This is a genomic window from Peribacillus sp. TH14 (assembly GCF_016651145.1).
GTDB classification, from domain to species: Bacteria; Bacillota; Bacilli; order Bacillales; family DSM-1321; genus Peribacillus; species Peribacillus butanolivorans.
Window position 1 is genome coordinate 894,174 of the sequence record NZ_JAEKEK010000001.1, and the last position, 26,905, is coordinate 921,078.

Sequence of the window (26,905 nt, forward strand, 5' to 3'; positions counted from 1 at the left end):
TGTTATACTATATTTAATAGAAAAACAATTCTGACTTTTCACAAGGAGCGATAATATGATTATTCCATACAACAATAAAAAGCCTTCATTTGACGAAACTGTTTTTGTAGCGCCTAGTGCTCATTTAATTGGTGATATTACGATTGGGAAAGAATCTACTATTTGGTTTAACTCTGTACTGCGTGGCGATGAAGATTCAATTACCATAGGAGAAAAGTGCAGTATTCAAGATAACTCCACCATTCATTTATTTGAAGGTTGTCCTGTTGTTATTGAAGACGAAGTAACAGTCGGTCATAACGTTATTTTACATGGCTGTAAAGTGGGTAGACGTTCTATTATCGGTATGGGATCTACAATTTTGGATAATGTCGAAATTGGCGAAGAATGTATTATTGGGGCAAATACATTGATTGCCGCTGGTAAAAGTATACCTCCACGTTCGCTTGTTATCGGTTCTCCAGGGAAAGTGGTTCGCAAATTGAATGATAAAGATCTAGAATTAATTCAACTTTCCATTGATACATATGTACAAAAAGGAAAGGATTTTAAAGAAATTCTTGATTAATTGTATGCGCTGCCACATTCTCTGAGATTTCTCCATTTACTTTAAAGACTATATTACAAAAAAGAGCTGCAGTAAGTTGTCATTAGTGACTTTCTGCAGCTCTTTTTCACTTAATAATAAGAGGATGATCCTTTGCATCATAGGTTTCATCTTTCCTACATAAATCATTGTTTTCCTGAAATACGCTTTCAAAGAAACGGCTTGCTGGTTCAGCCAAGACTTGATAGTACTGACTAAATAATAATGCTGCATGATTACCGTTCCACTTTGAAGGCAAAAGTTCTTTAGGAAGACCCGGATCGATAAATAAAAACTTACGATACTCATGAACTAAATTTGTTCGTTCTACAAAGCAATCCGCATCTGACATTTCTCCTCTGCTAATGATGCTTTGATGAACGATGAATTGTTTACTGTATTTCTCAATGAAATCTTCATATTTACTTTCAATCTCAGCTAATGGCCAGCTTTTCTCGACAAGCGACTGATTTTCCTGTGGACCCTTATATTCTGAAATGAAAAAATCCACATATTCACCGATGTCATATTTCTCGATTAAAAGATTTATTTCTTTCTCCAAATTATTAGGTGAAATCCAGCAACCGTTAGAAAAACTGCCAAATCCGCTCCATAATAATTCCTTACGAAGATCATCGCGTAATTGCCGTTTATCTTCAGGTATCGTATACATTAAAATACGCCATTTACCGTCCCATTCATTTGGTTTCATCTTATAAATACGATTTGCCGCTTCTTCCATTCGCTTCACGCCGCGATCAGTCAAAAAGTAATAACTTTTATTTCCTTGCTTTTCGGACTGAATCCAACCTTGCTTTACCATTCGCGAAACGGCTACACGTACACCCTGCTCATTATGACCGAATTCTTTTAATAAACGTATTAAACTACCTATCCAGATTTTACTTCCATAATTACGGATATAGTCTCCGTATATCGTAAAAATCATGGATTGTGTATTTGTACCTATATTTCTCACCTCATCCATTAAGCATTATTACCGATTTCACACGGAACACATAATTATTATTATATCTTTTTAAAATGAAACCGCAATATCATTTACCTGTAAATTGTGTTTTTCTCCGTTCGCTAAATGCTTGGAGAGCTTCCAATCTGTCTTCAGTTGGAATCGTTAATTCATATGCTTTTCCCTCGATGGCCATCCCTGTTTGTAAGTCTGTATTCATCCCTTGAGTGATAGCATACTTTGCTTGTTTGACTGCGACCGGCCCGTTCTTCATAATATCTGCTGCAAATTCTTCACAAACAGATATCAGGAGGTTACGCGGCACCACTTTCAAAAGAATCCCTAATTCATAAGCCTCTTCTGCTGTCAATTTTTTAGCAGTGAAAATTAATTCCTTCGCTTTCATTTCACCAATTAATCTCGGCAAACGCTGTGTACCACCTGCTCCAGGGATAATTGCCCAACTTGTTTCAGTAAGTCCCAACGATACACCTTCGGATGCAATGGCAAAGTCACACGACAGCAACCATTCAAACCCTCCCCCCAATGCATATCCATTTACGGCAGCTATAGTTGGCTGAGGAAGACCTGCGATACTATTAAATACATCGCGAATTGCTTTAACGTTTCTTCGTACTTCTGCTTCATTTAAAGTCTTTCTTTCTTTTAGATCCGCTCCTGCACTGAATGCTTTTTCTCCTGCACCTGTGAAAATAACGACGCGGATATCCCCGTCTGCATATACCTTATTTATGACTTCCTGCAACTCAATAAGGGTCACATAGTCAAAACAATTCAATACGTCTGGACGATTCACTGTAATATAGCCGATATGATTTTCCACTTTATAAATAACATTAGACATACGTTCTCTCCCCTTTATTTTAAAATTATCCCTTATGTAGACTAGCTAATAAGGGCTTTCTATTAATCATTCTCAATATTTTCTATAATAGCGGATATCCCCTGGCCTACACCGACACACATCGTAGCAAGCCCGAATCGGACCTTTCGCTTTTTCATCTCGTGTACCAGTGTTGTTAATATACGTGCGCCGCTCGCTCCAAGTGGATGACCAAACGCTATCGCTCCTCCGTTTACATTCACTTTTTCCTGATCCAATTTTAATTGGCGAATACATTCAACAGATTGAGAAGCGAAGGCTTCGTTTAATTCAACTAGCCCGATGTCTTCAATAGATAAATTTGCTCTATCCAACGCTTTTTTTGTTGCATAAATAGGACCAAGGCCCATAACCGACGGCTCTAAGCCCGCTACTGCACCTACAACATATTTCGCCAGAGGTTTTAACCCAAGTTCCCTAGCTTTTTCTGCACTCATTAATAGTAATGCTGAAGCTCCATCATTTACACCTGAAGCATTACCAGCCGTTACAGTACCATCTTTAAAAATTGGATTGAGTTTTTCTAGCTTTTCAATTGTCGTGTCTGGACGCGGATGTTCATCTTTATCGATGATGACCTCATTCCCTTTCCGATCCGTATATCGAACAGGTACAATTTCATTAACAAAACGCTCATTTTCCACTGCCTTTTTCGCTCTTTGCTGACTTTGAAACGCGAATTGATCTTGTTCCTTCCTTGAAACCTTAAAGCGTTGGGCTACATTTTCTGCTGTTTGCGGCATGGAATCTGCACCATACATTTCCTCAAGCTTTTTATTCGTAAAACGCCAGCCGATCGTTGTATCTTGAAGCTCCATCGACCCACGCGGGAAATCACTCTCAGGTTTGGCCATGACATACGGCGCCCTAGTCATGCTCTCAGTCCCACCTGCGACGTAAATATCCCCTTCCCCGACTGCTATCGAGCGTGCAGCATACATAACAGCATCAAGTCCGGAGCCACACAAACGATTAATGGTTGTTCCTGCTACGTTCACTGGAAGACCTGCTAAAAGTGCAGACATTCTCGCCACATCACGGTTGTCCTCTCCTGCCTGATTTGCATTTCCGAAAATGACATCTTCAATTTGTTCCGGCGGCAGACCAGGATTCCGCTCTGTTAGCGCCTTTATTACAATTGCACCAAGATCATCCGGACGTACGCTTTTTAAGGCCCCTTTATATCTACCAATAGGCGTTCTAACAGCATCTATAATCACAACTTCTCTCATTTTTCCACCGCCTCTTCATTTTTAGTATAGTCGTATACACCTTTACCAGACTTGCGACCGAGCCGGCCTGCTTTTACATACTGTTCAAGGAGCGGTGCCGGACGATATTTCTCACCAAGTTTACTATGTAAATATCTTAAATTATTTAAACGGGCATCCAGTCCCACTAAATCCCCAAGTTCAAATGGTCCCATTGGATAATTCAGTCCAAGTTTTATTGCCTTATCGATTTCTTCAGGTGTACCTAATCCTTCTTGAAGCATATAGAACGCTTCATTTCCAACCAGGCAGCTAATTCTGCTTGTTACAAAACCAGGGAATTCGTTAATGACTACTGTCTCTTTCCCCATTTTCTCAGCAACCTCTTTTATTACCGCTGCCGTTTCATCACTGGTTTCAAGTCCACGAACAATTTCTACTAATGGCATTTTTTGTACAGGATTGAAAAAATGCATCGCTATCGTTTTTTCAGGACGCTTTCCATAAGAACCAATTTCAGTCGGGCTCATAGTGGAAGTATTAGTAGCAAAATAGCAGTTTTCTTGTGCATGTTCTTCGATTGTTTCAAAAACGGATTTCTTAATTTCTGTCTGTTCTGGAACTGCCTCTATAATTAGATCAGCTTTTGCAGCCGCTTCTTCTAAATTGGAAGAATATAAAAATCTGTTTTTTGCTGCAGCCGCTTCTTCTTGGGTAATTTTCTTGTAGCGCACACCTTTTTCGAAAATCGTTTCAATCTCTTTCTTTGCACTTTCCAATGCATTTGGATTCACATCTACCAATATTACGTCAAAGCCTCCCGTTGCCCCTACATAGGCTATACCTCTGCCCATAACTCCAGAACCTACAACCACTATATTTCTAATCATTCGATCATTCTCCTTTAAAATAGATAAAGCTGGCTGCAATGAATCAGATCAGCATTCAACTATACCTGAATTACTTTTCTGACAGATTATTCAGCCAGCTTCCTATTCAATGTTTTTATTTAATACCAAAAGGATTTAATGGACGGCTTCCATGATAGGAAATGATACTTTTTGTTTCTGTATAAAGATCCAATGTCTCAATACAAAGTTCTCGGCCGAATCCTGATTGTTTATAGCCGCCGAAAGGTGTTCCTGGAAAAGCTGAGAATGGACAGTTGACCATGACAATCCCTGCTTCGATTTGATTTGCCACACGAGTTGCGCGGCCGCCATCCTTTGTCCAAAGGGCAGAGCCCAAACCAAATTCCGTATCATTCGCTAGTCTAATGGCTTCTTTTTCATCTTTGAACTTCATGATAACGACAACTGGACCAAATATTTCTTCTTTAACGACATCCATGTCATGATTAACATTCGCAATGACTGTCGGCTCATACCAATAACCACTTTCAAAGCCTTCAATAACAGCTTGTTTTCCACCCGCTAGGATTTCTGCTCCATCAGCAATAGCAGATTGAACATATTTTTCGATAACATCCAATTGTCCCTGATCAATGACTGCACCTACATGCGTTTCTTTATCTAATGGATTGCCTAATTTCAGTTTTTTCGTTTTTTCTACGAATCTAGTGACAAACTCATCGTAAATATCTTCATGTACGTATAAACGTGATCTCGCCTCACAAGATTGACCTGTATTGTAGAAAATACCATATAGGGATCCATCAATAGCTGCTTCAATGTCCGCGTCTTCAAAGACAATATTAGGAGATTTTCCGCCAAGCTCCAATGTTACCCTTTTTAATGTCTGCGAGGCTTTGCCCATAAGGTCTCTTCCGATTGGCGTAGATCCTGTGAAAGCTACTTTATTCACTTTCGGATGTTCAACAAGATAATTCCCTACATCAGATCCAGGACCAGGAATGATATTGACTACCCCAGAAGGAACGCCTGCTTCCATACAAATTTCACCTAATACAATGGCAGTAAGTGGAGTTAAAGATGCTGGCTTAACAATGACAGAACAGCCCACTGCAATGGCCGGTGCAATTTTCCAAGCTGCCATCATCATTGGATAGTTCCAAGGAATGATTTGCGCACATACTCCCACAGGTTCTTTTTCCGTATAGTTATGGAATTGTCCTGGAACATTATTGACTGATCCACGATGTCCAACTAACGCTCCCGCATAAAACTCGAAGTCTTCTATCGCCTGCATAACTTGACCTTGCGCTGCAGAAATGGATTTTCCACTGTTCAAAACCTCTAATTCTACTAATTCATTGAAGCGTGAACGCATAATAGCCGCAATTTTGTTTAATACACGAGACCGCTTATTGATCGGTGTTTTTTTCCATTTGCCATTATCAAATGCTTCACGTGCAGCTTGTACTGCCTTTTCTGCATCTTCCTTAGTAGCCTTTGCAACCTTGGCAATGATTTCACCAGTCGCAGGATTAATGGCATCAATAGTAGCTCCGTTAGAACTTTCCACTCTTTCGCCGTTAATAATTAGGTGGTAATAATCACGCTTCGTTTCTGCTTTTTCAAATACTGTTTCTTGAACTTTAACCATGTAATCCCACTCCCCTTTTTATTATTTCCCAATAAATTGAGCTTTTCTTTTCTCTGCAAAGGCTGTTACACCTTCAGAATAATCTATCGTTAAGCCAGCAATTCGCTGACCTTCTGCTTCTTCTTTTAAATACTCTTCTAATGAAAGGTGATAAGATGCCTCTAAGTATCTTTTGATTAATCCAATTGCTTTCGTAGGTTTGCTTGCGATGTTTTCTGCAAAGGCTTTCACTTGCTCGTTCCATTCTTCCACACTGATTACTTTTGTAGCTAGACCCATGTTTTTCGCCTCAGCTGCAGGTACCTTTTCTCCAAATACGGATAATTCCAATGCTTTTGCATGACCAACAATTCGCGAAAGGTAATATAGATTTCCTGAATCAGGAATCAAACCAATGTTGACAAAAGCATTTAAAAAACTGGCTTTCTCGGAAACAAGACGGAAATCACATGCCAGTGCCAGACTGAAGCCAGCCCCTGCAGCCACTCCATTTACGGCTGCAATAATTGGTTTTTCACAGCTTGCTAGTTGCTGCATCATCGGGCTGTAATCTTCCCGGAGCATTTGCCCTAAATTTACACCTTCATCCACTTCAGATAAATCTTGTCCTGAACAAAAGGCTCTGCCTTCACCAGTAATGATAATGGCACGTACTTCATCAGAGCTCGCCGATGTTTTGATCGCTTTTTGTATCTCCCTATTCATTTGGGACGTAAAGGCATTTAGTTTATCAGGACGGTTTAAAGTAAGCCATGCCACTCCGTTTTCAACCCTATATGTGATTGTTTCGTACATAGAGCACTCCTTATTCGCCTGTAAAATTAGGCTTTCTTTTTTCAACAAATGCTTTCATTCCTTCTTTTTGGTCCTCTGATGCAAAAAGAATATAGAAGTTCTTCCGTTCATATTGCATTCCCTCATATAAGGAATAATCAACGGCTTTATTTACGGATTCTTTAATCATCCTAACTGCTAGCGGGGGTTGTTTGGCTATCTTTCTAGCAAAATCAACCGTTTCCTCCATCAACAATTCTGGTGCAACAATTTTATTAATAAAGCCGTATTGTAATGCTGTTTTTGCATTGATCCTTTCGGCAGTCAATATCCATTCAAGTGCCTTCGTTTTGCCTACCAATTTCGTTAGTCTTTGTGTTCCGCCTGCACCAGGCATGACTCCAAGAGTAACTTCAGGAAAGGAAAACTGTGTGTCACTAGCGGCGATCAAAAAGTCACAGGATAAAGCAAGTTCAAAACCGCCGCCGAATACAAAACTTTTTACCGCACCAATCACGGGCTTTTTAACTAGACCCATTCGGTCCCAATCAGCAAATTGATTAGTTAACTCCATACTGATTGGATTGTCATTCACCATCTCATCAATGTCTGCTCCAGCAGAGAATGCTTTTCCATTGCCCGTCAGCAAAATCACCTTCACTTGGGAATCGCGGTCAAATGCTTCCATAGAAGAAACAATTTCGCTGACCATTTGTCGATTCAATGCATTCAATTGCTTCGGGCGATTTAAAAAGATATAGCCAATTCCGTCCTCAATTGACGTTTCAATAAATTGAAGCGCATTCATTTTACTTCTTCACCAATCATCATCGTTACAAGTTTCCCTGCAAAGCCCATTAAGTCTTTTCCTGATGCTTTTCCTTCAGGAGAACGCATTCCTTGTTGAAGTGCTTCATGGTCTTCATAATACATTTCACATAGAATGTGATATTCAGAGTCTTTGCCCATTGGAGTTCCGACTATTTTAGTGACTTCCATTTTTTGAAGACCAGGGATTTTTTCCGTGATTGGACCGTGTACATTGAAATAGTGCTCATCAAACGCTTCCTTATTTTCAGGCTGTTTGTATAGGGCTATTAACTTTACCATTTGAATACCTCCATATTTAGATAGTTTTTATCATAGGTTTCATCGCTTCGAACGGATTTTTACATGCTTTGCAATATAAAATGCTACGGCAAGCTGTTGGGCCGAATATGTTTTCCATCGTGACATAGGTAGATTCACAATACGGGCAATCTACATGCCATGATCCATCTTTTTTCATTTGTCGAGGAGGAGGGGAGATCCCAAAAACCTTTAATCCCGCTTTCCCCTTTTCCGTAATCCGGTCAGATGTCCAGGAAGGGGAACGTAGAAATTCCACACTTACATTTCCAACGGCAGTCAGCTGTTTAATGGCTGTCTCCACATTTTTCTGAATGATGGACAGTGCGGGACATCCTAGAAAAGTTGGAAGCATTTTCACTGAAACGTCCGGTCCCGAAACCGTCACATTCTCAACCATCCCTAAATCCAGAATACTGACTGTATCGATTTCGGGATCTTTAACGTCTTCCAGGAGTTTATATATTTCTTCTGTGTTTAACAATACGGTCGACATAGTACCCCTCCCCTTTTTCTAATATTTCACCAAGATGCTGTTTTATCGCTTGCGTATACTTCGCTTAACGTTTCTAGCGCTTTTTCTAAATCTTCTGTATGCTGACCAGTGCGTCCATCGCCTTTGACCATTCCGACTTCAATAGAGCACACCACCCCTACACTTTCAAAAACAGGTGTGACTTCCTGAATCCACTTATTCAATAAAACCGCTTCATCTTCTATCAAACCCTGCTTCACCATTTCAACTCGATAATGACCAAGTGAAAATACTCCTTGAAAATCCTGTAACGTTTTCTCAATAGCTGCTTTCATTCGTGAAACTGCTTCTTCGTGACCTGAACCCAGCAATTGGATGAACCATGTTTTCCAGTGCATCAAATGATAATAAAGTTCCATCTGTACCTTTTGGGCTACTTCAGCCAGCGGCTCATATGAACTTGAATGAAGGGATTGAATCTTAATCGCTTTAGCTTGGGTATATAAATAATTTCGTACTACCGCAAAAGCCCAATCATAATCCGGGTCTTCCATATAGTTTCCAGGACCATTGACCACTTCCAAAATTATCGCATTACGACGTTCTTTCGCGGGACGATCGTGGGCTAGCTGATCTGCATCCCCTTCACCAAGTTCTTCCAATAATTTGTAGAATATAGCTGCATGACCCATCGTATCTTGGGCTATCGAGGAAGATGCTACATCTTCCTCGATATGTGGAGCGAGTCCTAGCCACTCTGATCCACGATATGAATGGATAAAGTCATCGTCCGCCAATTGAAGCAACAATTCCTTAATTGCGGTGTTTTCCAATGATGAATTATTCTCCATTTTTCACGCCTCCTGCCCAAGACATTATCTCTTTTTCATCGAGCATTTCCTGCTCGTACTTCCGCCATTTTTTCTTTAGGTACCCATAACCTTTTGTTGTCCTGTAATCTTTATTATCTATACGTTGAAGTGTTTTCTTTTCTTCAACCGTCATTTTCCGTATATTCTGTCTTTTTACAACCCAGATATCATCAACCGCTTCACGTCTCATGAAATTTTCTTGTGCCATCATGATCGCGATATCCTCATTAGGGGCCAGCAGGCTAAAATGATATTGGACTGGTGAAGTCTGAGTTTTACGGCTAAATACTTCAAATTCTTCAAAGTACGTTTTTTGTCTAGTTTCCATATCGTTCTTCCCCCTCCCTTAGATGACCTTTGGGGCTAACGCTTCGCGCACCCATTTATTATTTTCATAAGAAATCCTTCTAAGATTTAAGCGCTGCTGTGAACGGGGACCTTCATTCCTTGCTATTATCTTCAATTTCCCCCAATCGGGTTGTTGATAAATCCACGTTTCAGTATCTTTATCAAATCGAAGTGTTTCATCAGGAATGGTATAGCCAAGTGAAAGGATCCGCTTCACATATTTAGAAAAAAAGGCTTGGCGAAGCTCTTCATTCGTGCTTGTTCTGATTCTGTACTTAATCGTTACATCTTGTTTGGAAGAGCCAACTTCATTCTTACTAGGAGGTCCAAAGAAAAGTAACAGCGATTCCCACCAATAATCGATGGAGTCTTGAACCATTTTTCTTTGTTCTTCCGTGCCTTCTGCTAAAGCCATGATTATTGCTTCACCATGCTGGGCATGAAAAACTTCTTCCGCGCAAATCCTGTGCAAAGCACGAGCATAAGGACCGTATGAAGCACCAAGCATGTTCGTTTGGGAAATAATAGCTGCTCCATCCACCAACCAGCCGATCAACCCTGCATCTCCCCAAGATTTAGATTCCATATGGAAGACATTATGAAACTTTAAATCTCCTGTAAACAAATCTTGCATCAAGTCATCCCTTTTTTTGTTGTACGGCTTTAACAAATCCTCGGCTACGCGAAGCAATAATTGTCCATGTCCCATTTCATCCTGCACTTTTGCCATGATTCCAAGTTTTCTATTCAAGGTAGGGGCTTTAGGTACCCATTCTTTTTCTGGAAGTGCCCCCATGATTTCACTGATTCCATGCATTGAAATTAATTTAATGAGTGTGCCCCTGTAATCTTCCGGCATCCAATCATCCGCTTCTATCTTTTCTCCTGCTTTGATTCTGGCAATAAATTGATCTAACTTTTCATGTTCTGCCATATCATTTAAAAGAACGTTCATCTAAACACCTCTTATCCAATATATAACGTTAATATAACGTTATTATATTTTATTGTTATATTAAAAGCAAGACTAATGCGTCATTTTTTCTAAATAATAGGAAATTGGTGGGATTGAACCATTCTTTTATTCAACCAAAACCTTACATGGCGACGACTCCACTTTGATAGAATCTGTTGGGCAGCCTTCCATTGCATCATCCAGATCATCATATAAATCTTCCGCAACTTCTGCAGTTCCTTCATTTTCATCCAGAAGAACAAATGCAATTCCTTCATCATTGTAATCAAAAATTTCTGGTGCTGCTGCACCACATGCACCGCATGCAATGCATGTATCTTGATCCACAATTGTATATTTAGCCATGATGCCTTCCCCCTTATTCTTATTTCGTAATTGGTTCTTTCTTCTCTTCCATTAAACTTGTACTATGAAGTGGCTGAACTTTTGAAGATGGATCAATGTATACTTTCGCATTGCTGATTGCAGTAGGAGCTTCACCAAAACCACTAGCTATTAGCTTTACTTTTCCATCGTATGTACAAATATCACCCGCGGCATAAATGCCCGGGATATTCGTTTCCATTCTTGAATTAACGACAATCGAATTTTTTTCAATTTCAAGCCCCCAGTCTTTTATCGGTCCAAGGGATGAGATAAATCCATAGTTAACCACGACTGCATCTACCTTTTGTATAGATTCTTGACCGTTATTCACATTCTCAAGTACCACATATTCAATCTCTTCAGAACCACGCAATTCAACAGGGACATAAGGAGTCATAACATTAACGGTAGAGTTCGTTAAATTTTCAACGCTATGCTCATGTGCACGGAATTTTTCACGTCGGTGCGCAATGGTTACGTTATTAGCGATAGGCTCCAGCATTAAGGCCCAATCAACTGCTGAATCACCACCACCAAACACAACAACATCCTTTTCCGTAAACGAATTTAGGTTATCCACAAAATAGTGAAGGTTTTTCCCCTCAAATTTTTCTTCTGTACTAATTTTTAGTTTCCTCGGTTGAAATGCACCATTACCCGCTGTAATAATGATTGTTCTTGAAAAATGAACTTCTTTATTTGTTGTTAACTTAAAAATACCATCTTCCTGCTTTTCAATTGTTTCAACCGCTTGCTCTAAGCAGACCTCTTGTTTAAACGCTTTCATTTGTTCTTTTAAATTATTAACTAATTCCTGTGCCCGCACTTTTGGAAATCCTGCAACATCATAAATATACTTTTCTGGATATAATGCAGATAACTGACCTCCTAGCTGTGGCAAACTTTCTATGATCTTGACAGACATTTGTCTCATGCCACCATAAAATGCTGTAAAAAGCCCAACTGGTCCGCCGCCAATAATCGTGACATCGACTACATTACTTTGCTGGTTCATCTGATTTCTTCCTTTCCATCAAGTTATGCATTAATCACAGCATCTTTCCGCTTGTCAACAACACGAATGGCTTTTCCCTCTGAACGCGGAATGCTTTTTGGGATGTTAACAACAATATCCATTGTTACAAGACATGTGGATTTCATATGGTGCTGAATCGCCTTCTTTAATTTTTGTACATTTTCATGTGTTAAGTCTCCATCTATACCTTTATAGAAACCGCTTTCAATTTCAATATGCAGTTCAACACTATCCATGTTACCTTTCTTAATAAGATGAATCTGATAATGAGGAACAATCCCCTCCATTTGGAACAGCACACGCTCAATTTCAGATGGGAATACATTCACGCCTCTTACTATGATCATATCGTCCGTCCTGCCTTTAACACGGGACATTCTTGTTGTCGTACGTCCGCATCTACACTGCTCATGAGTAATGGAAGCAATATCACCTGTACGATATCGAATAATTGGTAGCGCTTCCTTTGTTAAACTAGTAAAAACAAGTTCTCCATCTTCTCCGTCCTCTACGGGTTCAAGCGTATCCGGGTTGATTACTTCAACAAGGAAATGATCTTCTGCGATATGAAGTCCATCCTGTGCTTCATGACATTCAATAGCAACACCCGGTCCCATGATCTCACTTAGACCGTAAATATCGACCGCTTTCAAGTTCAGTTTCTTTTCAAGAGTAGCTCTCATTTCCTCTGACCATGGCTCAGCTCCGAAAATTCCATACTCAAGCCCATTATCAGCTGGGTCGATCCCCATCTCTTCCATCTTTTCAGCAATATTCAAAATATAAGAGGGAGTACCACAAATGCCTCGCGGTTTAAAATCATTAATAATGGTAATTTGACGATCTGTGTTTCCACCTGAAATAGGAACCGTTGCAACGCCTAACTGCTCTGCACCATAGTGAAGACCCAGTCCGCCTGTAAACAGACCATATCCGTATGCATTATGAAAAATATCCGATTTCCGCCCTCCCGCAGCGACAATTCCTCGCGCGACGATAGTTGCCCAGTTCTCCAAATCATTTTTCGTATATCCGACAATTGTCGGCTTCCCGCTTGTTCCGGATGATCCATGTATACGTGTTACATCTTCCATAGGAACCGCGAATAAACCGAAAGGATATTGATCGCGCAGAACCTGTTTTTTTGTAAATGGAAGCTTTGTAATATCGCTTAACTGTTGAATATCTTCTGGGTTAAGACCCAGTTCTTCAAATTTCTCTCTGTAATAAGGTACATTTTCATATACATGGCTTATCGTTTTTTTAAGGCGTGTCACTTGTAATCTTTCCATTTCAGCACGCGTAGCTGTTTCAACTTCTGGATTGTACATTGTTTCAGTCCCCCTTATTTGCTCGTTCTTCATCCGACCCCTTTTTCATAACGATATAAAAACGGAATATTAATTATTGTTATGTTTCATTTTTAAGATTAATACGCCATTTATACGTTGTCAATAATGTTTTCTTTGAAATTAACAAAATTAGCAAAATTAACAAAAAATTTAATTTTAAATTTACATAACTTTCTGACTATGATACTTTTACATTGATATATATCAAATTTAGATAAACTCGTTTAAAAATCGTATTATAATTTCAAGGGGGATATTATTATGGAATCGCCAGTAAAAACAGATCATTTAATCAAAGGCAATGACAGAGAGATTCAGTATCGTAAATTAATTGAAACAGAAGATTTCAAAGATTTACTTCAAAAGAAAAAAGCATTCATTGTACCAGTCACTCTATTCTTTCTTACATTTTATTTTGTCCTGCCTGTTTTAGCTGCCTATACAGATGTATTAAAGGGCGAAGCTTTTCTCAATATTACATGGGCATGGGTGTACGCACTTCTCCAATTTGCTGTCGTATGGATCGGAGGAATTGTCTATATTAAGAAATCAGCGAAGTACGACAAGATGGCAAAGAATATTTTAACTAAATATCGGGAGGAGCTTGGCGAATGAGCACTTTATCTCTTACGCTTTTTTTAGGCATCATTTTGTTAACGCTTACAATAACATATTATTCTTCTAAAAAGACGAAAAACGCAAGTGATTTTTATACAGCAGGTGGCGGATTGACTGCCTGGCAAAATGGATTAGCCGTGGCCGGTGACTTTATGTCAGCTGCTTCTTTCCTAGGAATTACAGGAGCTATCGCACTAATCGGTTTCGATGGCTTTTATATGAGCATCGGGAACCTTGTTGCATTTCTCGTCTTATTGTATCTTGTTTCAGAACCACTGCGTAACTTGGGAAAATATACGCTGGCAGACATGATTTCAGCGCGTTTCAAATCAAAAAAAGTACGTGGGATAGCTGCCGCGAACACACTTGTCATTTCAATCTTTTACATGATTGCACAACTAGTTGGTGCTGGTGGATTAATTAAACTGTTGCTCGGCATCGATTACGGGCTATCCGTTCTTCTCGTCGGTGTATTGATGACAATTTACGTAATTTTCGGCGGGATGAGAGCGACAAGCTGGGTGCAAATCACCAAAGCGGTTCTTTTACTGTGCGGTTCCGCTGTGTTGACCTTTATTGTTTTTTCCCGCTTTAATTTTAACATCTCTGAAATGTTCCACCATGTTCAAACAGCAACACCTCTTGGAAACAATTTTTTAAATCCAGGCAATAAATACACTGATGGACTTGACATGATTTCATTTAATATGTCACTTGTCCTGGGCGCAGCTGGCCTTCCCCATCTGCTCGTCCGCTTCTTTACAGTAAAGGACGCGGCTACTGCAAGAAAATCGGTAGTATATTCCACATGGTTTATAGGCTTATTTTTTATCATGACTATTTTCCTAGGATTCGGAGCTGCTTCTTTCGTAGGATTTGACCGCATCGTTGAAGCAAACTCTGCTGGAAACATGGCAGCGCCACTCCTCGCATTAACCGTGGGCGGTGAATTTTTGTTCGCTTTCGTTTCAGCCGTCGCATTTGCCACTATTTTAGCGGTTGTATCCGGTCTTGTTTTAACGTCTGCGTCCGCTTTCGCACATGACATTTATGGTGAAATTATTAAAGACGGAAAAATAACTGAAAAGCAGCAAATTCTTGTAGCCCGTGTTGCATCAGTTAGTGTAGCTGTTATATCAATCGTGCTTGCCTTGTTTGCACAATCGTTGAACGTCGCTTTCCTTTCTGTACTTGCATTAGGAATCGCTGCAAGTGCCAACTTGCCGATTATCCTTTGTACAATTTATTGGAAACGATTTAATGCAACTGGAGCGATCACCGGCATGTTATTCGGGTTACTCAGTTCTCTTATATTAGTTATGCTCAGCCCGAATGTATGGAATCCGGAACCTGGAATTGGTATTTTCACAGGGAATCCTCTCTTCACAATGAGCAACCCGACCATTTTCACCGTGCCACTTGGTTTTATTGGTGCATATTTAGGGACAGTGTTGTCTAAAGCAAAAGAAGAGGAAAATAAATTTCCGGAAGTACTTTTCAAATCTAACACCGGATTTGGGATAAGCTCAGCGAAAGACCATTAGAAGAAAGGAGGATTTCCATGACAATTCAATTAGATGATCAGGATATTCATGAATTACATTATGATCAAATTAAGCAAGTGCTTAAAGACGAACCATTTGCATCTTTTCTCGGTATGAAACTGACAAAACTTGGGCCTGGCACAGCGGAAGCTGAATTAATCCCTGACGACCGCATGCTCAATTCACACGGAACGGTTCACGGGGCAATTATCTTTTCACTTGCGGATTACGTATTCGCAGCTGCGAGCAATTCATACGGCAAAATAGCAGTGGGCGTCACAACCAATGTTAACTTTATATCCGCTGGCAAACGTGGTGAGACTTTAACTGCAAATGCAAAAGAAATAAAGAAAAATCACAAACTCGCATGGTACAAAATCGAAGTCCTAAATGAAAAGGAACTAATCGCAACCATGGAAGCGATGGTATATCGGAAGAATCATTATTTTGTTCAACAAGATGAATAAAGCATTATTAAAACCGGACAAGTCAGTCGACCTGTCCGGTTTGCTATTTCTCCTTGATAGATAGGCCTTTAACAAGACATATATAGGAGGGTAATAGAATAACTGTATTCAAAAAATAATACTTAAAATGACTATCGCTACAGTTGTACGGATTTCAAAAGTTTTCCGACTAGTTATTAACTACAATTCCGGAGTCCATCACTTTTAACCATTTCCCCCGCTCTTTCTTACTTATTTCACCAGTCTCATAAACCCGCTTTCCCTTATTAAAGGTGGCGGTTATTTGACAAGGAAAGCCATGCCCCATATATACACTTTGCTTATTCTTCGCGAAAAAATTCGTTTCCAAAACTTTGTGTGTCTCATTCAGGGAGAAATGTACTAACCTTTCGCCTCATACTCTACATTAGCTTTACTATCTAACTGATTCCCAACCTTAACAATCACCCCATTATGTACCGCAATATCAGCTTTCTTAACTTCATCAGGTAAAACTACGTAACCATTGCGGATAATAAGGTCGTATGTTGACATTAACATCACTCCTTCATAATAAAAAAATCAAATAGAACTCCTACCTACACCCACTTTCTCTGTCTTCCCTACATATACATCAAGTGCAGCCTGTAAAGCTTCTCCTCGATTCACTTCGAAACCCTGGCGTAAAAGAACGGCTTCTAAGGAAGCTAGCACAAAGAGAATATTTTCTTTCCGACAGCTAAATCCCATGGTGCCGATTCTCCAGATCTTTCCGTGAAGCGGACCAAACGAGGAGGCGATCTCGATACTGAATTCATTCAACAGCATACCTCGTACCGCTTCCCCGTCGATACCTTCTGGAATTCTGATACAAGTTACACATGGAAGTTTGTTTTTCTTATCCCCAAATAACGTTAATCCCATTGCCTTGACCCCTGCAACGAGGGCGGATTCATGGAGTTTATGACGAGCGAAGCGTTTTTCCAATCCTTCTTCAAGTACAAGGCGCAACCCTTCACGTAACGCATAAATCATTGAAGTTGCCTCTGTATGGTGATTCAAGCGGCGCGGGCCCCAATAATCCTGCAGCATACTTAAATCGAAATAATTGCTGGTGATGGGACGGTGGCTCAAGACCTTTTGGCGGTCCTCTTCTGTCGCAATCCCACATTCCACTTTTTTACGAGACTGAATGATTTTTTCAATTCTTTCATTATATGTAATCGGCGCCATCCCTGAAGGAACAGACAAGCATTTTTGCGTCCCGCCTATTAATCCATCAATACACCATTCATCTACCTTTACGTCTGTTCCGCCGATGGAAGCAACCGCATCGACCACAAGCAAGACATCCAATTCACGGCAGGCCACCCCGATTTCCTTCAACGGCTGCATACACCCCGTAGAAGTTTCTCCATGAACAATCGTGGTTATTTTTGGGGACACTTTCTTGATTTCCTTAATGACCACTTGCGGATCAAACACTTCTCCCCATGAACATTCGATCGTATGGACTTCCGCTCCATATCGTTCACAAATTTCAACAAACAAATGACCAAATCTTCCGAAAATAGGAACCAGAACTTTATCTCCTGGTTCAATGATGCTGCAAAGGATCGCTTCATTGCCGGATCTTGATGTACCATCAATTGGAAAAGCCCACTTATTTTTCGTTTGAAAAACCAACCGAAGCATTTCCATCACTTCATTCATGATTGTAGTAAATGCGGGGTCAAATTGCCCTAATATAGGTGTGCTCATCGCTCTTAGCACACGCGGATCCACCTCGACTGGACCTGGAGTCATGATTGTCCTCATCGGCGTATGTAATTCTGAAAATGCCATTTTCCTCAGCTCCCTTTAATAGGCTAATCTATATAGTATTTCGCTTAAAACATCGATTCCCCTTTCCAAATCTGGAACACTAGTAAACTCCTTAGGTGAGTGGCTGATTCCCCCCTGACTCGGAACAAACAGCAAGCAAGTTGGGCACATTGTTCCAAATACCTGTGCATCATGCCCCGCTCCTAACCGCAGAAAATACAAAAATGGGAAACTACGAAATCGTCTTTCATATTGGCGATTACTTCCGAAACAAAACTATCCAGCTCCCGAAACCACCGTTTTTGGTATAGATTTTTAGACAAATTTGCTTAGCATATGTTTTCCGCGTTTTGCTGGTATAACACCCTATAGAGACTGCATCTAATCTCGTTTACTGATGAAATCCTTGTAAGCCACAATTTTATATTCAAGCATCTCATCTACAGCTTTTAACGTTCTGATTTGTTTCTTAATAGAGTCTTTATGTTCTTCTAAAAGGCTTAATCGCTCTAGTGTGGTATGTTCTCCTTCTAAAACTAATGAAGCATACTTCTTTATTTTCGCGATAGGCATTTGTGTTTCTCTTAACTTGATAACAAATTGCAGCCATTTAATATGTGTATCGTTATATCGCCTGTCTCCGCTGGCATCACGAACAGGAATTATAATTTTTTCTTTTTCGTAATACCGCAATGTATGTGTACTTATCCCTAAAATTTTAGCCACTTCACCAATGCTGTGCATAAGAAACCTCCACATTAATTTTTTCTTGACTTAGAGTTTACTCTAATCATTATAATCAACTCATAGTTCGCTCACAATAAAATCAATTGGATAAAATTCAGGAGGGATTTATATGAAATATACAGTTATTACGGGTGCCAGTTCAGGAATTGGGTATGAAACGGCCCTTGCTTTTGCGGCTCGTGGGAAAAACTTAATCATAGCAGCTCGCAGAACGGAGGAATTGGAAAAGCTAAAATCAAAAGTGGCTGACATTAACGCAGACCTGGATGTTGTCATTCGAATTGTTGACTTATCTGTTACTGCAAATGTTTATGAATTCTACGAAAGTCTTCAGGATTATCAGATCGAGACTTGGATCAACAATGCTGGTTTTGGAAACTTTGCTTCCGTTGGGGAACAAAATTTAAATAAAATTGAGACGATGCTTCACTTGAATATTGAAGCCTTAACCGTTCTGTCCTCTCTTTATGTACGTGACTATGGAGATGTTGATGGAACGCAAATCATTAATATTTCTTCAGGAGGAGGATACCGGATTGTTGCCGATGCTGTGACCTACTGCGCGACAAAGTTCTATGTAAGTGCCTTTACAGAAGGTCTAGCACAAGAATTGAAAGGAAAAGGAGCAGCCATGCAAGCAAAAGTCTTGGCTCCTGCTGCAACAGAGACCGAATTTGCGAAACGCTCCTATAATGTTGATAATTTTGAATATGATGGTTTTGTTCCTAAGTTCCATACAGCTGAACAAATGGCCGGTTTCTTACTAGATTTATATGACAGTGAGAGGGTGGTAGGAATTGTGAATGGAGAAACGTATGACTTCGAATTAAGAGATCCGATTTATCCGTATGTGACGCAGAAAAGAAACTAGTCTTTTAAAATCCAAACATAACAAAAAGTCGACGGTTTGCAACTTCTTATTTTAGCTATTGTATTATGGAATACGGTATATATATCACGTGCGGTAGATGCTTTGCGTGCAAAAGGCGTGGACATTCCAGAGGAATATTTACAACATATATCCCCACTTGGTTGGGAACACATTACATTGACAGGTGATTATGTGTGGAACCTAAATCAAAAAACAAATTTCAATAATTTAAGACCCTTTTTGGACCAAGTTCCCGTCCGTTTTGGACTTTCCTCCCCCGCCTCTCACTATCATGTGCCCTTACTCGTTTCCCCATGGGGTTATCACGTATATCGGGGGAGTTAATAAAAATGCCGTAGAAGATTACATCCTTCTCCGGCATTTTAAATAGATTAATCACTTTTTAGCATTTTGAAAAAAGGGAAGCATTCCTGTTATGAACGAAAATAAGATTTGAGTCCAAAAAGACCTCTTGATTGGATAACATTTTCTAATTCAACTAACAGGTGGTTTACTTCATTTAGCGAGGATTGCTTTTTTCTTATAGAGCTAAAGGGACAGTTTAGCGAAAAAGAGGATATCCACTTTGTTTTGAAGAAAAAGACAGGGAAAAGCTTTATTAAAATCTATAGACTTGTTATTAGTGATAGATATTTAAATTTTGGGGGAATTCACTTGAAAATCATAGATACCATACCGTTTTTTGTAAATAACTATCTACCTTCTTTAAGATTTTTAAGGCACTATTACAATGAATATCCCGATGTATTTAAAGAATACTTTTTATATCATTGCAAAGACAATGAAGAAAGGCATAAACAATCAATATCAAAATATCCTCAAATTTTTTCAACCATAAAGCAAACTCACGAGAACATTGTACCTATCATAAATGAAATAGAGGAAGAATATTTTAGTATATATCAAGTATCCTTTCCAATTGAAGTAAATTTAATAGTTGGGGGCTTCGGTTCTAATGCCTATACATATCGTCAAATCATACCTAATATAACTTTTGCTTTAGAAAAATTATCACCAGAACCTAATCATTTAAAAACCATTGTTGCACACGAGTTTGGTCACGTTACACATAACATTATTTCAAATGACAAAGGAATTGACTGGACAAAAATTCAGTGGAACAGCCCTCTTACTTGGCTTTATCAGGAAGGAGCAGCTACACATTTTTCTAGGAGAACAGTACCTGAATTGCACCCTTCTATTTATTTTTCTTTTAACGATGGGGGTTATGAGTGGTTGTCATTTGCAGAATCGAATAAACAAGATGTTAAACTGGGGTTTGCAAAAGATCTTGCTACTTGTACTCCCCAAGATATTTATCGTGAGTGGTTTTCTATAAATGGAGGGGAAAAATTTGGACATAGTCGACTGGGATACTTTTTAGGAGATATGTTATTCCAACATCAAATATCACAGTTAGGAGAAATGAGCGCAATTGTTGCTTGGAAGGAGCACGATTTTGAAGAGAAAATTAATAGCTGGTTATGTTATTAAAACGATTTATGAGGAATCATTCAATTGAATATATTAAGAGCATGTTTTGATCAAACTTTTTTTCAAAACATGCTCTTTCAATTTGTTCATTTATCAAGGTTCCTTGTATTAATTTGACCAATCTTTGTTTCAAAGCTACATGCTGTTCTCAACATACCGTTTATTACATTAAGAACCGACTGCCGCATCAAAAGCACTCCCTCCCGAGAATTTTATTCCCTGCCATCGATGCTAGATAATGAGGGCTTACCACCAAACTTTTCGTTCCAATTATGGATTTAGTCATGTAAGTCCCCTCTTTTTATTTATTTGAATTTTCAAAAAACAAACCGTAATTGTATATAAATTGTTTCTTCTTCATACGTAATTTAAATTCGCCTTTTCTAGACAAAAAGATGATATTTTTTCGTTTATATTGTCTATTATCTTAATAAATACAAAAAAATCATTCATTTCGTAATTATTATTAAAATTATATGTACATTTTGAAACTAGTTTTGTTATTATAAATACATAATCATGGAAATTAATTCTTAATTTCAATACAAAAACAGGAGGAATCTTTGTGAAAAATCCATATACGGAATTAACTGTTGGGATGATGCGAACGGGGATTTTAGGATTCGGCGGGGGACCATCTGTAATTCCTCTCATCCGTCACGAAGCAGTTTCCCGTTATCATTGGCTCGACGATGATGAATTCGGGGACACCTTGGCGATCGCCAATACACTCCCAGGACCGATTGCCACTAAAATGGCAGCGTATCTTGGTTATAAATTAAAAGGCTGGCCGGGAGCCCTCGTTAGTGTGGCAGCTCATATATTACCTTCTTGCTTTGCGATGGTTTTCTTGATTGCGTTCATTAATGTTTTAAGTAATTCAGCCATAATCAGCAATATGATCGCTGCTGTAATGCCAGTTGTTGCCGTCATGCTTGGTCAAATGGCTTATGAGTTTGGCGAAAAGGCGGTAAAAGGTTTAGGAAAAGTACTCGGAATCACCTTTTTTGCGATTTCCTTTTTCCTTCTGCAGATCATATCCTTGCATCCGGGTATTGTCATTATGATTTTCCTTTTATATGGGGCGTTTCATTTTAAATTAAAAGATAGATTGAAAAATAAAAAGGTTGATAGGAAGGAGGAATCCGCGTAATGGGTCTTATTATCATCCCTATTGGTGTCGCTGTTTTTCTAGCGTTTTTCATAGCCAATATTCTTGGTTACGGCGGAGGTCCAGCCTCGATTCCGCTTATGTATGATCAAATTGTCACCCGTTACGGCTGGCTTGATAATACCGAGTTCTCACAAATGCTTGCATTAGGAAATTCACTCCCAGGACCGATCGCCACCAAAATAGCCGCCTATGTAGGATATGATGTATATGGCTGGCCAGGATTTTTAGCTGCATTGGCAGGCACCATCATCCCTTCAGCAGTGGCTTTGATCTATTTATTAAAAATCCTGCGAAAATACAAGCAATCACCCATCGTAAAAGGCATGTCCCTACTTGTGCAGCCCGTGATTGCGATCATGATGTTATTGCTCACATGGAATATGGCCGCTGATGCTGTCGGGTCCATCGGTTACATCCATTCCTTTATCATCGCAGGATTGGCCTTCTTAGCTTTAGGCAAGTTCAAAATTCACCCAGCATTCGTGATCATTCTTGCCTTTGCATACGGCGGTTTTATCATCCCTCTCACATAAATAATAAAATCCACCAAATGGTGGATTTTTTTTTTATTAAAGTTTCATTCCCATCCGGCTCTTATAACGTTTAATGAGAATTTGGCAATCAACGCTCACAACCCCCTTGACCGCATACAACTTTTCATTAAGAAAGCGTTCCATCTCTTGATTATCAGTAAAGATCCCATGCATATGAAGCTTGCTTGGACCAGTCATATGATACAAACTCGTCACTGCTGGTTCATTCTCTAGTTGATTGGCCACCGATTCCAAATATTTAGGCTCGACCTCAACATTAAAAAACGCAGAAACCTGAATACCGACCTTAGCTGGATTAATGACCGCAGTAAACCTTTCAATCACACCGTTTTCAACAAGATGATTAATTCTCATTTGAACCGCTACTCTAGAAAGTTCCACTTTCTTTGCTAAGTCCGTATATGAAATTCGTGCATCTTCATGTAAAATCGAAATGATTTTTTTATCGATCTCATCAACTTTTAAGCTGGGAATCTTAAAGTCCTCTGCCATCCTTTGTAACTCCTTTTCGATTCATTTATTCTATTATCGCAGAGAAAACCACCGGATCACAACAAAACTTGCCTTTTCCTCATCAATTTAAAACACCGATTTCCGATTCACAAAAAAACTGCCGATTCCTCGGCAGTTTTCTTAATAAATGATTAATAGCCTAATATCCCCATAAGGGTAATAAATAACGTTTGCACGATTAGAATAATTCCAACTTTAATGATGCAACACAAGCAACTCCTTCAAACTATTTCTTAAGAATAATAGTTTTCATACAATCAATCTACAGCAAAAAGGCTCCCAATTTTGGCGGACCCTTTTCAATAAGTATGTAATTAACATCAATGTGTGAACAAATGTGGATTTTTACAGACAGTCCCCCGCCTTATTCGAAATTTAAAGGTGGGGGTTTTACAACCTGCTCAACGTGGAATAAAAACTTATGAATACCCAATGCTCAATACTTCGTTTGAAAAGTTTTCGCGATATTTTTGTATTCCTCTTCATTGAGAATACCCATTTTTTTAAATAAAGCGGAATAAACCATTATTTTTCTTTGCGTACGGTTTGTACAACACATTTTAAATCAGCTCCTTTTTTTACATTCTATTCAATCACAATAAAATGTTTCCTTTATGCAAAACATTTTGTATAGACTAAAATATTATTTCCCGATTTCCTCGGAGTTTTATTTTCCAACCCTTTCCTGTATGGAAAGCTTATGGTCCCCCTTGCAACAATTTACACTTCAGATCATCGTTATTTAAGTAACTATGTCTCAGCGAATGTTAATTTCTACTTTATTAAACTTTGTAACGGGATAAGGTATATAAAAATCTGCATACTTTCTTCATACTTTTACGATACACTGTTCTCAATAAATAAGAAGGTGAATACACGTGAAAATCTCTTTTAAATTAGGTTTATGGATGTTTGTATGCATTTTCTTAATAGAAACTGTTTCCATGATTTATTTACACAATAAAGTAGTTCATTCTCGTATCAATCAAGAATTAGAATCACTAAAGTCACGTGGCAATAGTCATCGTGACGTGTTAGAAATCTCTTATGACAATTCAACTCTTCATCACATCGGCCTGATGGAATCACATACCGATACAGATGTTGTGATTACGAATACAAAAGGCGATATCCTATTATCGTCTGAAAAGGTCAATAGCGGAATGAAGAAAATCTTAAAAAAGGAACTCTCCCAAGTACCAAGAAAAGGTCTAATCATCCAATCAAGTTGGAAGGAAGAAAGATATATAGCCACCGTTACACCATTTAACAGCGATAAAGTAAATGAAGGCTATGTCTATATGTTCAAAAATACCGGAGATGTTGAAGATTTAATCTCTCAATTGAACAAACATTTTCTCTTTGCTACTTTATTGCTCCTTTTCTTTATGCTTATAACCATTTATTTTCTATCAAAAGCGTTGACTAGACCTCTTATTACGATGAAAGAAGCAACGACCAAATTAAGCAAAGGGAATTTTTCTGTATCTGTACCTGTACGTTCAAAAGATGAATTAGGGGAACTTGCACAGTCCATTCAAAGCTTAGCTAATGAGTTAAACTATTTAAAAAAGGAACGTAATGAATTTTTGGCAAGTATCTCTCATGAACTCCGCACACCACTAACGTATATTAAGGGCTATGCTGATATTGCACGGCGAAAAGATTTAGATATACCAGAAAGAACACAATACTTAGAGATCATCCATGAAGAATCAAAACGACTAAACAGTTTATTAGATGAACTATTCAATATAGCAAGAATGGATGTTAATACATTTACGATTTCAAAAGAAACCGTCCCTCTCTCTTCATTCCTGCAATCCGTTTATGAAAAAGTGTTACCTGCTTTTACGAATAAAAATATACAATTAAACCTGGAGTGTAAGGATAATTTATTTATGGATATTGATCCTTCCCGTTTTGAACAAGTTCTTCTTAACCTACTGGACAATGCGCTAAAATACTCGAATGAATATACGGTCACTACTATCAAAGCCATTGAATCAATTGGCAGTATTTCCATCTCTATAATAGATCAAGGAGTAGGAATTCCGAAAGCAGACATCCCCCATGTTTTTGATCGTTTATACCGTGTTGAGAAATCACGCGCGAGAGCTACTGGCGGATTTGGTTTGGGGCTCTCTATTGTTAAGCAATTAGTGGAAGTTCAAGGAGGAACCATTTCAGTTAAAAGTAGTATAGAGCAAGGTACGTGCTTCATTATTATATTTAAGGAGAAAAAAAATGAAGACAGTAGTTCTAGTTGATGATGAAAAGAGAATGCTTGATCTTATAGAATTATATCTTTCACCTCACGGCTATACATGCATGAAGAAGAACTCTGGACATGAAGCGCTTTTGTTCTTAAGGGAAAATCAGGCTGACTTGGTCATTCTAGATGTGATGATGCCTGAAATGGATGGATGGGAAACGTGTGAAAAAATCCGAGCGTTTTCTGATGTTCCCATTATCATGCTCACCGCTCGTGATGCGGCAGAAGAAATGGTAAAAGGATTAAAAAAGGGAGCCGACGATTATGTGACTAAACCTTTTAATGAAGAAGTTTTACTTGCTAGAATCGAAGCTGTGACGCGACGGGTACGCAATCATCCAGCGGGATATGTAAAATTTAACGGAATAACTTTAAATGAATCTGCTTATGAAGCGCATTATCAATTTAAGGCCATCCCGTTAACACCAAAAGAGTTCTCTATGTTAGGGTTACTTCTAAAATACCCTAACAAAGTGTACTCTAGAGATCATCTGCTATCGACCATATGGGGATTCAAAACGGATACAGAAGATCGGACCATCGATTCTCATATCCGAAATATTCGAGAGAAATTGCGCCATGTCGATTTTCCAGTAGACCAACATTTGAAAACAGTTTGGGGTATCGGTTATAAATGGAGTTCTGTTTGATTGATATAGAGATCATTTCTGCAGCATTATTATCAAGTGGCCCATTTTCTATTGCCGTAAGTGTATTATTAAACATTTTAATTAGTGTACTTGGGTTTATTCCAAGTGTGTTTATCACTGCCGCCAATATCACTGTGTTTGGTTTTGAAAAGGGATTAATTCTATCTTACATTGGAGAAATTGCAGGAGCAGTAATTAGCTTTTGGTTATATCGAAAAGGCCTTCAATCTTTCAAACCGAAATTCTTGAAGAACCGATGGTTAAAACAACTACAAAACTCACAAGGATGGCGTGCATTTTGGATGATCCTAATGCTTAGACTCCTTCCTTTTATACCTTCCGGCGTAATTAATCTTACAGCAGCAATAAGTAAGACGAGTGTAATAATCTTCTTCATCGCTACATCTATTGGAAAACTGCCCGCCCTCCTTATCGAGGCCTATTCAGTGACCCAAGTGTTGCAGGCATCGGAGGATGTAAGGAATATTTTAATATTATTGATTTTGATCATCGTAGTCTTGTCTTACTTTAAAAGAGGTAAGAATAAAGAAATGTAATGAAGGGGACCATGCAAACGAAAAAAACCTGATATTTCCATTAAAAGTCAAGGTTATGATGAAATGTTTTGATAACAAAGAAGTAATAAATAA

Annotated in this window: 30 protein-coding genes and 3 pseudogenes; 12 read left to right on the plus strand and 21 right to left on the minus strand. The window is 38.8% G+C overall.

The annotated features are described in order from the left end of the window. The first annotated feature begins 55 nt into the window (after positions 1–55). A complete protein-coding gene (locus JFU50_RS04495) occupies positions 56–568 on the plus strand; it encodes a gamma carbonic anhydrase family protein (RefSeq protein ID WP_201182228.1) in 513 nt (170 codons plus the stop codon). Between the two features lie 106 nt (positions 569–674). Here JFU50_RS04495 and paaX read toward each other — a convergent pair whose 3' ends face one another. The 15 genes from paaX to paaK form a co-directional block, all read right to left on the minus strand. Continuing rightward, the gene (gene paaX / locus JFU50_RS04500; RefSeq protein ID WP_242485320.1) at positions 675–1,574 is read right to left on the minus strand and encodes a phenylacetic acid degradation operon negative regulatory protein PaaX; all 900 of its coding nucleotides are present in this window, start codon (positions 1,572–1,574) and stop codon (positions 675–677) included. A gap of 70 nt (positions 1,575–1,644) precedes the next feature. Next, complete coding sequence (locus JFU50_RS04505) at positions 1,645–2,421, minus strand: enoyl-CoA hydratase-related protein (protein ID WP_201182230.1); 777 nt, start codon at positions 2,419–2,421, stop codon at positions 1,645–1,647. A gap of 62 nt (positions 2,422–2,483) precedes the next feature. Next, positions 2,484–3,692: an acetyl-CoA C-acyltransferase gene (locus JFU50_RS04510; protein ID WP_201221874.1), complete on the minus strand. Its 1,209-nt coding sequence runs from the start codon at positions 3,690–3,692 to the stop codon at positions 2,484–2,486. Then, the gene (locus tag JFU50_RS04515) at positions 3,689–4,561 is read right to left on the minus strand and encodes a 3-hydroxyacyl-CoA dehydrogenase (protein WP_201182234.1); all 873 of its coding nucleotides are present in this window, start codon (positions 4,559–4,561) and stop codon (positions 3,689–3,691) included. Before JFU50_RS04515 ends, JFU50_RS04510 begins: the two co-directional genes overlap by 4 nt. Before the next feature lie 115 nt (positions 4,562–4,676). Next, positions 4,677–6,197: an aldehyde dehydrogenase family protein gene (locus JFU50_RS04520; RefSeq protein WP_201182236.1), complete on the minus strand. Its 1,521-nt coding sequence runs from the start codon at positions 6,195–6,197 to the stop codon at positions 4,677–4,679. Between the two features lie 21 nt (positions 6,198–6,218). Further along, positions 6,219–6,992: an enoyl-CoA hydratase-related protein gene (locus tag JFU50_RS04525; protein WP_056531129.1), complete on the minus strand. Its 774-nt coding sequence runs from the start codon at positions 6,990–6,992 to the stop codon at positions 6,219–6,221. 10 nt (positions 6,993–7,002) lie between these two features. Beyond that, positions 7,003–7,779: an enoyl-CoA hydratase/isomerase family protein gene (locus JFU50_RS04530; RefSeq protein ID WP_098176530.1), complete on the minus strand. Its 777-nt coding sequence runs from the start codon at positions 7,777–7,779 to the stop codon at positions 7,003–7,005. Then, positions 7,776–8,081, minus strand: a complete 306-nt coding sequence (locus tag JFU50_RS04535) for an EthD family reductase (RefSeq protein WP_053344772.1) — start codon at positions 8,079–8,081, stop codon at positions 7,776–7,778. The genes JFU50_RS04530 and JFU50_RS04535 overlap by 4 nt, the downstream gene beginning before the upstream one ends. A gap of 16 nt (positions 8,082–8,097) precedes the next feature. Next, entirely contained in the window at positions 8,098–8,595 is a 498-nt protein-coding gene (paaD, locus tag JFU50_RS04540) for a 1,2-phenylacetyl-CoA epoxidase subunit PaaD (protein WP_201182238.1), read from the minus strand. Between the two features lie 26 nt (positions 8,596–8,621). Further along, positions 8,622–9,425, minus strand: a complete 804-nt coding sequence (gene paaC, locus JFU50_RS04545) for a 1,2-phenylacetyl-CoA epoxidase subunit PaaC (RefSeq protein WP_201182240.1) — start codon at positions 9,423–9,425, stop codon at positions 8,622–8,624. Further along, complete coding sequence (gene paaB, locus JFU50_RS04550; protein WP_201182242.1) at positions 9,415–9,774, minus strand: 1,2-phenylacetyl-CoA epoxidase subunit PaaB; 360 nt, start codon at positions 9,772–9,774, stop codon at positions 9,415–9,417. Before paaB ends, paaC begins: the two co-directional genes overlap by 11 nt. 18 nt (positions 9,775–9,792) lie before the next feature. Next, positions 9,793–10,749: a 1,2-phenylacetyl-CoA epoxidase subunit PaaA gene (gene paaA / locus JFU50_RS04555; protein WP_053344768.1), complete on the minus strand. Its 957-nt coding sequence runs from the start codon at positions 10,747–10,749 to the stop codon at positions 9,793–9,795. 126 nt (positions 10,750–10,875) lie between these two features. After that, on the minus strand, positions 10,876–11,115 hold the full coding sequence (locus tag JFU50_RS04560; RefSeq protein ID WP_053344767.1) for a ferredoxin: 240 nt from the start codon (positions 11,113–11,115) through the stop codon (positions 10,876–10,878). A gap of 19 nt (positions 11,116–11,134) precedes the next feature. Further along, positions 11,135–12,151: an NAD(P)/FAD-dependent oxidoreductase gene (locus tag JFU50_RS04565; protein WP_201182244.1), complete on the minus strand. Its 1,017-nt coding sequence runs from the start codon at positions 12,149–12,151 to the stop codon at positions 11,135–11,137. Positions 12,152–12,174: 23 nt separating this feature from the next. Beyond that, on the minus strand, positions 12,175–13,503 hold the full coding sequence (paaK, locus tag JFU50_RS04570; RefSeq protein WP_201182246.1) for a phenylacetate--CoA ligase PaaK: 1,329 nt from the start codon (positions 13,501–13,503) through the stop codon (positions 12,175–12,177). Positions 13,504–13,785: 282 nt separating this feature from the next. Between paaK and JFU50_RS04575 the strand changes: the two genes are divergently transcribed. Genes JFU50_RS04575 through JFU50_RS04585 form a run of 3 tightly spaced genes read left to right on the plus strand, consistent with a single transcriptional unit; the run spans position 13,786 to position 16,153 of the window. Further along, positions 13,786–14,139 (plus strand): DUF485 domain-containing protein, encoded by a 354-nt coding sequence (locus JFU50_RS04575; protein ID WP_056531113.1) that lies wholly within the window; start codon positions 13,786–13,788, stop codon positions 14,137–14,139. After that, on the plus strand, positions 14,136–15,686 hold the full coding sequence (locus JFU50_RS04580; RefSeq protein ID WP_201182248.1) for a solute symporter family protein: 1,551 nt from the start codon (positions 14,136–14,138) through the stop codon (positions 15,684–15,686). The genes JFU50_RS04575 and JFU50_RS04580 overlap by 4 nt, the downstream gene beginning before the upstream one ends. Before the next feature lie 17 nt (positions 15,687–15,703). After that, positions 15,704–16,153, plus strand: coding sequence for a PaaI family thioesterase (locus JFU50_RS04585; RefSeq protein ID WP_201182250.1), 450 nt, complete (start codon positions 15,704–15,706; stop codon positions 16,151–16,153). A 381-nt stretch (positions 16,154–16,534) separates the two neighbouring features. Here JFU50_RS04585 and JFU50_RS04590 read toward each other — a convergent pair whose 3' ends face one another. The 4 genes and pseudogenes from JFU50_RS04590 to JFU50_RS04605 all read right to left on the minus strand — a co-directional run bounded on the left by JFU50_RS04590 (position 16,535) and on the right by JFU50_RS04605 (position 18,700). After that, positions 16,535–16,687: a hypothetical protein gene (locus tag JFU50_RS04590; protein WP_201221876.1), complete on the minus strand. Its 153-nt coding sequence runs from the start codon at positions 16,685–16,687 to the stop codon at positions 16,535–16,537. A gap of 27 nt (positions 16,688–16,714) precedes the next feature. Further along, positions 16,715–17,977: a pyridoxal-phosphate-dependent aminotransferase family protein gene (locus JFU50_RS04595; RefSeq protein WP_201221878.1), complete on the minus strand. Its 1,263-nt coding sequence runs from the start codon at positions 17,975–17,977 to the stop codon at positions 16,715–16,717. A 15-nt stretch (positions 17,978–17,992) separates the two neighbouring features. Next, positions 17,993–18,160, minus strand: a pseudogene (locus tag JFU50_RS04600) (M20/M25/M40 family metallo-hydrolase); the annotation flags it as partial. Positions 18,161–18,337: 177 nt separating this feature from the next. Then, positions 18,338–18,700, minus strand: a complete 363-nt coding sequence (locus JFU50_RS04605) for a MerR family transcriptional regulator (RefSeq protein WP_201182256.1) — start codon at positions 18,698–18,700, stop codon at positions 18,338–18,340. A 112-nt stretch (positions 18,701–18,812) separates the two neighbouring features. Here JFU50_RS04605 and JFU50_RS04610 point away from each other — a divergent pair, with 112 nt between their 5' ends. The 3 genes and pseudogenes from JFU50_RS04610 (at position 18,813) to JFU50_RS04620 (ending at position 21,089) form a co-directional block, all read left to right on the plus strand. Continuing rightward, positions 18,813–19,574: an SDR family NAD(P)-dependent oxidoreductase gene (locus JFU50_RS04610; RefSeq protein WP_201182258.1), complete on the plus strand. Its 762-nt coding sequence runs from the start codon at positions 18,813–18,815 to the stop codon at positions 19,572–19,574. 24 nt (positions 19,575–19,598) lie between these two features. Next, a pseudogene (locus JFU50_RS04615) lies at positions 19,599–19,919 on the plus strand (Tn3 family transposase); the annotation flags it as partial. 108 nt (positions 19,920–20,027) lie between these two features. Then, positions 20,028–21,089 carry a hypothetical protein gene (locus tag JFU50_RS04620; RefSeq protein WP_242486106.1) on the plus strand — a complete coding sequence of 354 codons (1,062 nt, stop codon included), beginning with the start codon at positions 20,028–20,030 and terminating at the stop codon, positions 21,087–21,089. 177 nt (positions 21,090–21,266) lie between these two features. On the opposite strand, the pseudogene JFU50_RS30605 reads toward JFU50_RS04620, so the two are convergent. Continuing rightward, positions 21,267–21,375: pseudogene (locus tag JFU50_RS30605) on the minus strand (hypothetical protein); the annotation flags it as partial. Between the two features lie 279 nt (positions 21,376–21,654). On the opposite strand from JFU50_RS30605, the gene JFU50_RS04625 reads away from it, so the two are divergent. Further along, on the plus strand, positions 21,655–22,242 hold the full coding sequence (locus tag JFU50_RS04625; RefSeq protein ID WP_201182260.1) for a chromate transporter: 588 nt from the start codon (positions 21,655–21,657) through the stop codon (positions 22,240–22,242). Next, complete coding sequence (locus JFU50_RS04630; RefSeq protein ID WP_201182262.1) at positions 22,242–22,796, plus strand: chromate transporter; 555 nt, start codon at positions 22,242–22,244, stop codon at positions 22,794–22,796. Before JFU50_RS04625 ends, JFU50_RS04630 begins: the two co-directional genes overlap by 1 nt. 36 nt (positions 22,797–22,832) lie before the next feature. Here JFU50_RS04630 and JFU50_RS04635 read toward each other — a convergent pair whose 3' ends face one another. After that, positions 22,833–23,309: an Lrp/AsnC family transcriptional regulator gene (locus JFU50_RS04635; RefSeq protein WP_053344757.1), complete on the minus strand. Its 477-nt coding sequence runs from the start codon at positions 23,307–23,309 to the stop codon at positions 22,833–22,835. An 899-nt stretch (positions 23,310–24,208) separates the two neighbouring features. Between JFU50_RS04635 and JFU50_RS04640 the strand changes: the two genes are divergently transcribed. Genes JFU50_RS04640 through JFU50_RS04650 form a run of 3 tightly spaced genes read left to right on the plus strand, consistent with a single transcriptional unit; the run spans position 24,209 to position 26,812 of the window. Then, on the plus strand, positions 24,209–25,600 hold the full coding sequence (locus JFU50_RS04640) for a HAMP domain-containing sensor histidine kinase (protein ID WP_313888942.1): 1,392 nt from the start codon (positions 24,209–24,211) through the stop codon (positions 25,598–25,600). Further along, positions 25,578–26,255, plus strand: a complete 678-nt coding sequence (locus tag JFU50_RS04645; protein WP_098176539.1) for a response regulator transcription factor — start codon at positions 25,578–25,580, stop codon at positions 26,253–26,255. The genes JFU50_RS04640 and JFU50_RS04645 overlap by 23 nt, the downstream gene beginning before the upstream one ends. Further along, positions 26,252–26,812 (plus strand): TVP38/TMEM64 family protein, encoded by a 561-nt coding sequence (locus tag JFU50_RS04650; RefSeq protein ID WP_201221880.1) that lies wholly within the window; start codon positions 26,252–26,254, stop codon positions 26,810–26,812. Before JFU50_RS04645 ends, JFU50_RS04650 begins: the two co-directional genes overlap by 4 nt. Positions 26,813–26,905 lie beyond the last annotated feature (93 nt).

Bases quoted from the DNA above. Each gene is read 5' to 3' on its own strand.
- JFU50_RS04495 (WP_201182228.1), top strand. From the start codon at position 56: ATGATTATTCCATACAACAATAAAAAGCCTTCATTTGACGAAACTGTT.
- paaX (WP_242485320.1), bottom strand. From the start codon at position 1,574: ATGGATGAGGTGAGAAATATAGGTACAAATACACAATCCATGATTTTT.
- JFU50_RS04505 (WP_201182230.1), bottom strand. From the start codon at position 2,421: ATGTCTAATGTTATTTATAAAGTGGAAAATCATATCGGCTATATTACA.
- JFU50_RS04510 (WP_201221874.1), bottom strand. From the start codon at position 3,692: ATGAGAGAAGTTGTGATTATAGATGCTGTTAGAACGCCTATTGGTAGA.
- JFU50_RS04515 (WP_201182234.1), bottom strand. From the start codon at position 4,561: ATGATTAGAAATATAGTGGTTGTAGGTTCTGGAGTTATGGGCAGAGGT.
- JFU50_RS04520 (WP_201182236.1), bottom strand. From the start codon at position 6,197: ATGGTTAAAGTTCAAGAAACAGTATTTGAAAAAGCAGAAACGAAGCGT.
- JFU50_RS04525 (WP_056531129.1), bottom strand. From the start codon at position 6,992: ATGTACGAAACAATCACATATAGGGTTGAAAACGGAGTGGCATGGCTT.
- JFU50_RS04530 (WP_098176530.1), bottom strand. From the start codon at position 7,779: ATGAATGCGCTTCAATTTATTGAAACGTCAATTGAGGACGGAATTGGC.
- JFU50_RS04535 (WP_053344772.1), bottom strand. From the start codon at position 8,081: ATGGTAAAGTTAATAGCCCTATACAAACAGCCTGAAAATAAGGAAGCG.
- paaD (WP_201182238.1), bottom strand. From the start codon at position 8,595: ATGTCGACCGTATTGTTAAACACAGAAGAAATATATAAACTCCTGGAA.
- paaC (WP_201182240.1), bottom strand. From the start codon at position 9,425: ATGGAGAATAATTCATCATTGGAAAACACCGCAATTAAGGAATTGTTG.
- paaB (WP_201182242.1), bottom strand. From the start codon at position 9,774: ATGGAAACTAGACAAAAAACGTACTTTGAAGAATTTGAAGTATTTAGC.
- paaA (WP_053344768.1), bottom strand. From the start codon at position 10,749: ATGAACGTTCTTTTAAATGATATGGCAGAACATGAAAAGTTAGATCAA.
- JFU50_RS04560 (WP_053344767.1), bottom strand. From the start codon at position 11,115: ATGGCTAAATATACAATTGTGGATCAAGATACATGCATTGCATGCGGT.
- JFU50_RS04565 (WP_201182244.1), bottom strand. From the start codon at position 12,151: ATGAACCAGCAAAGTAATGTAGTCGATGTCACGATTATTGGCGGCGGA.
- paaK (WP_201182246.1), bottom strand. From the start codon at position 13,503: ATGTACAATCCAGAAGTTGAAACAGCTACGCGTGCTGAAATGGAAAGA.
- JFU50_RS04575 (WP_056531113.1), top strand. From the start codon at position 13,786: ATGGAATCGCCAGTAAAAACAGATCATTTAATCAAAGGCAATGACAGA.
- JFU50_RS04580 (WP_201182248.1), top strand. From the start codon at position 14,136: ATGAGCACTTTATCTCTTACGCTTTTTTTAGGCATCATTTTGTTAACG.
- JFU50_RS04585 (WP_201182250.1), top strand. From the start codon at position 15,704: ATGACAATTCAATTAGATGATCAGGATATTCATGAATTACATTATGAT.
- JFU50_RS04590 (WP_201221876.1), bottom strand. From the start codon at position 16,687: ATGTCAACATACGACCTTATTATCCGCAATGGTTACGTAGTTTTACCT.
- JFU50_RS04595 (WP_201221878.1), bottom strand. From the start codon at position 17,977: ATGGCATTTTCAGAATTACATACGCCGATGAGGACAATCATGACTCCA.
- JFU50_RS04605 (WP_201182256.1), bottom strand. From the start codon at position 18,700: ATGCACAGCATTGGTGAAGTGGCTAAAATTTTAGGGATAAGTACACAT.
- JFU50_RS04610 (WP_201182258.1), top strand. From the start codon at position 18,813: ATGAAATATACAGTTATTACGGGTGCCAGTTCAGGAATTGGGTATGAA.
- JFU50_RS04630 (WP_201182262.1), top strand. From the start codon at position 22,242: ATGGGTCTTATTATCATCCCTATTGGTGTCGCTGTTTTTCTAGCGTTT.
- JFU50_RS04635 (WP_053344757.1), bottom strand. From the start codon at position 23,309: ATGGCAGAGGACTTTAAGATTCCCAGCTTAAAAGTTGATGAGATCGAT.
- JFU50_RS04645 (WP_098176539.1), top strand. From the start codon at position 25,578: ATGAAGACAGTAGTTCTAGTTGATGATGAAAAGAGAATGCTTGATCTT.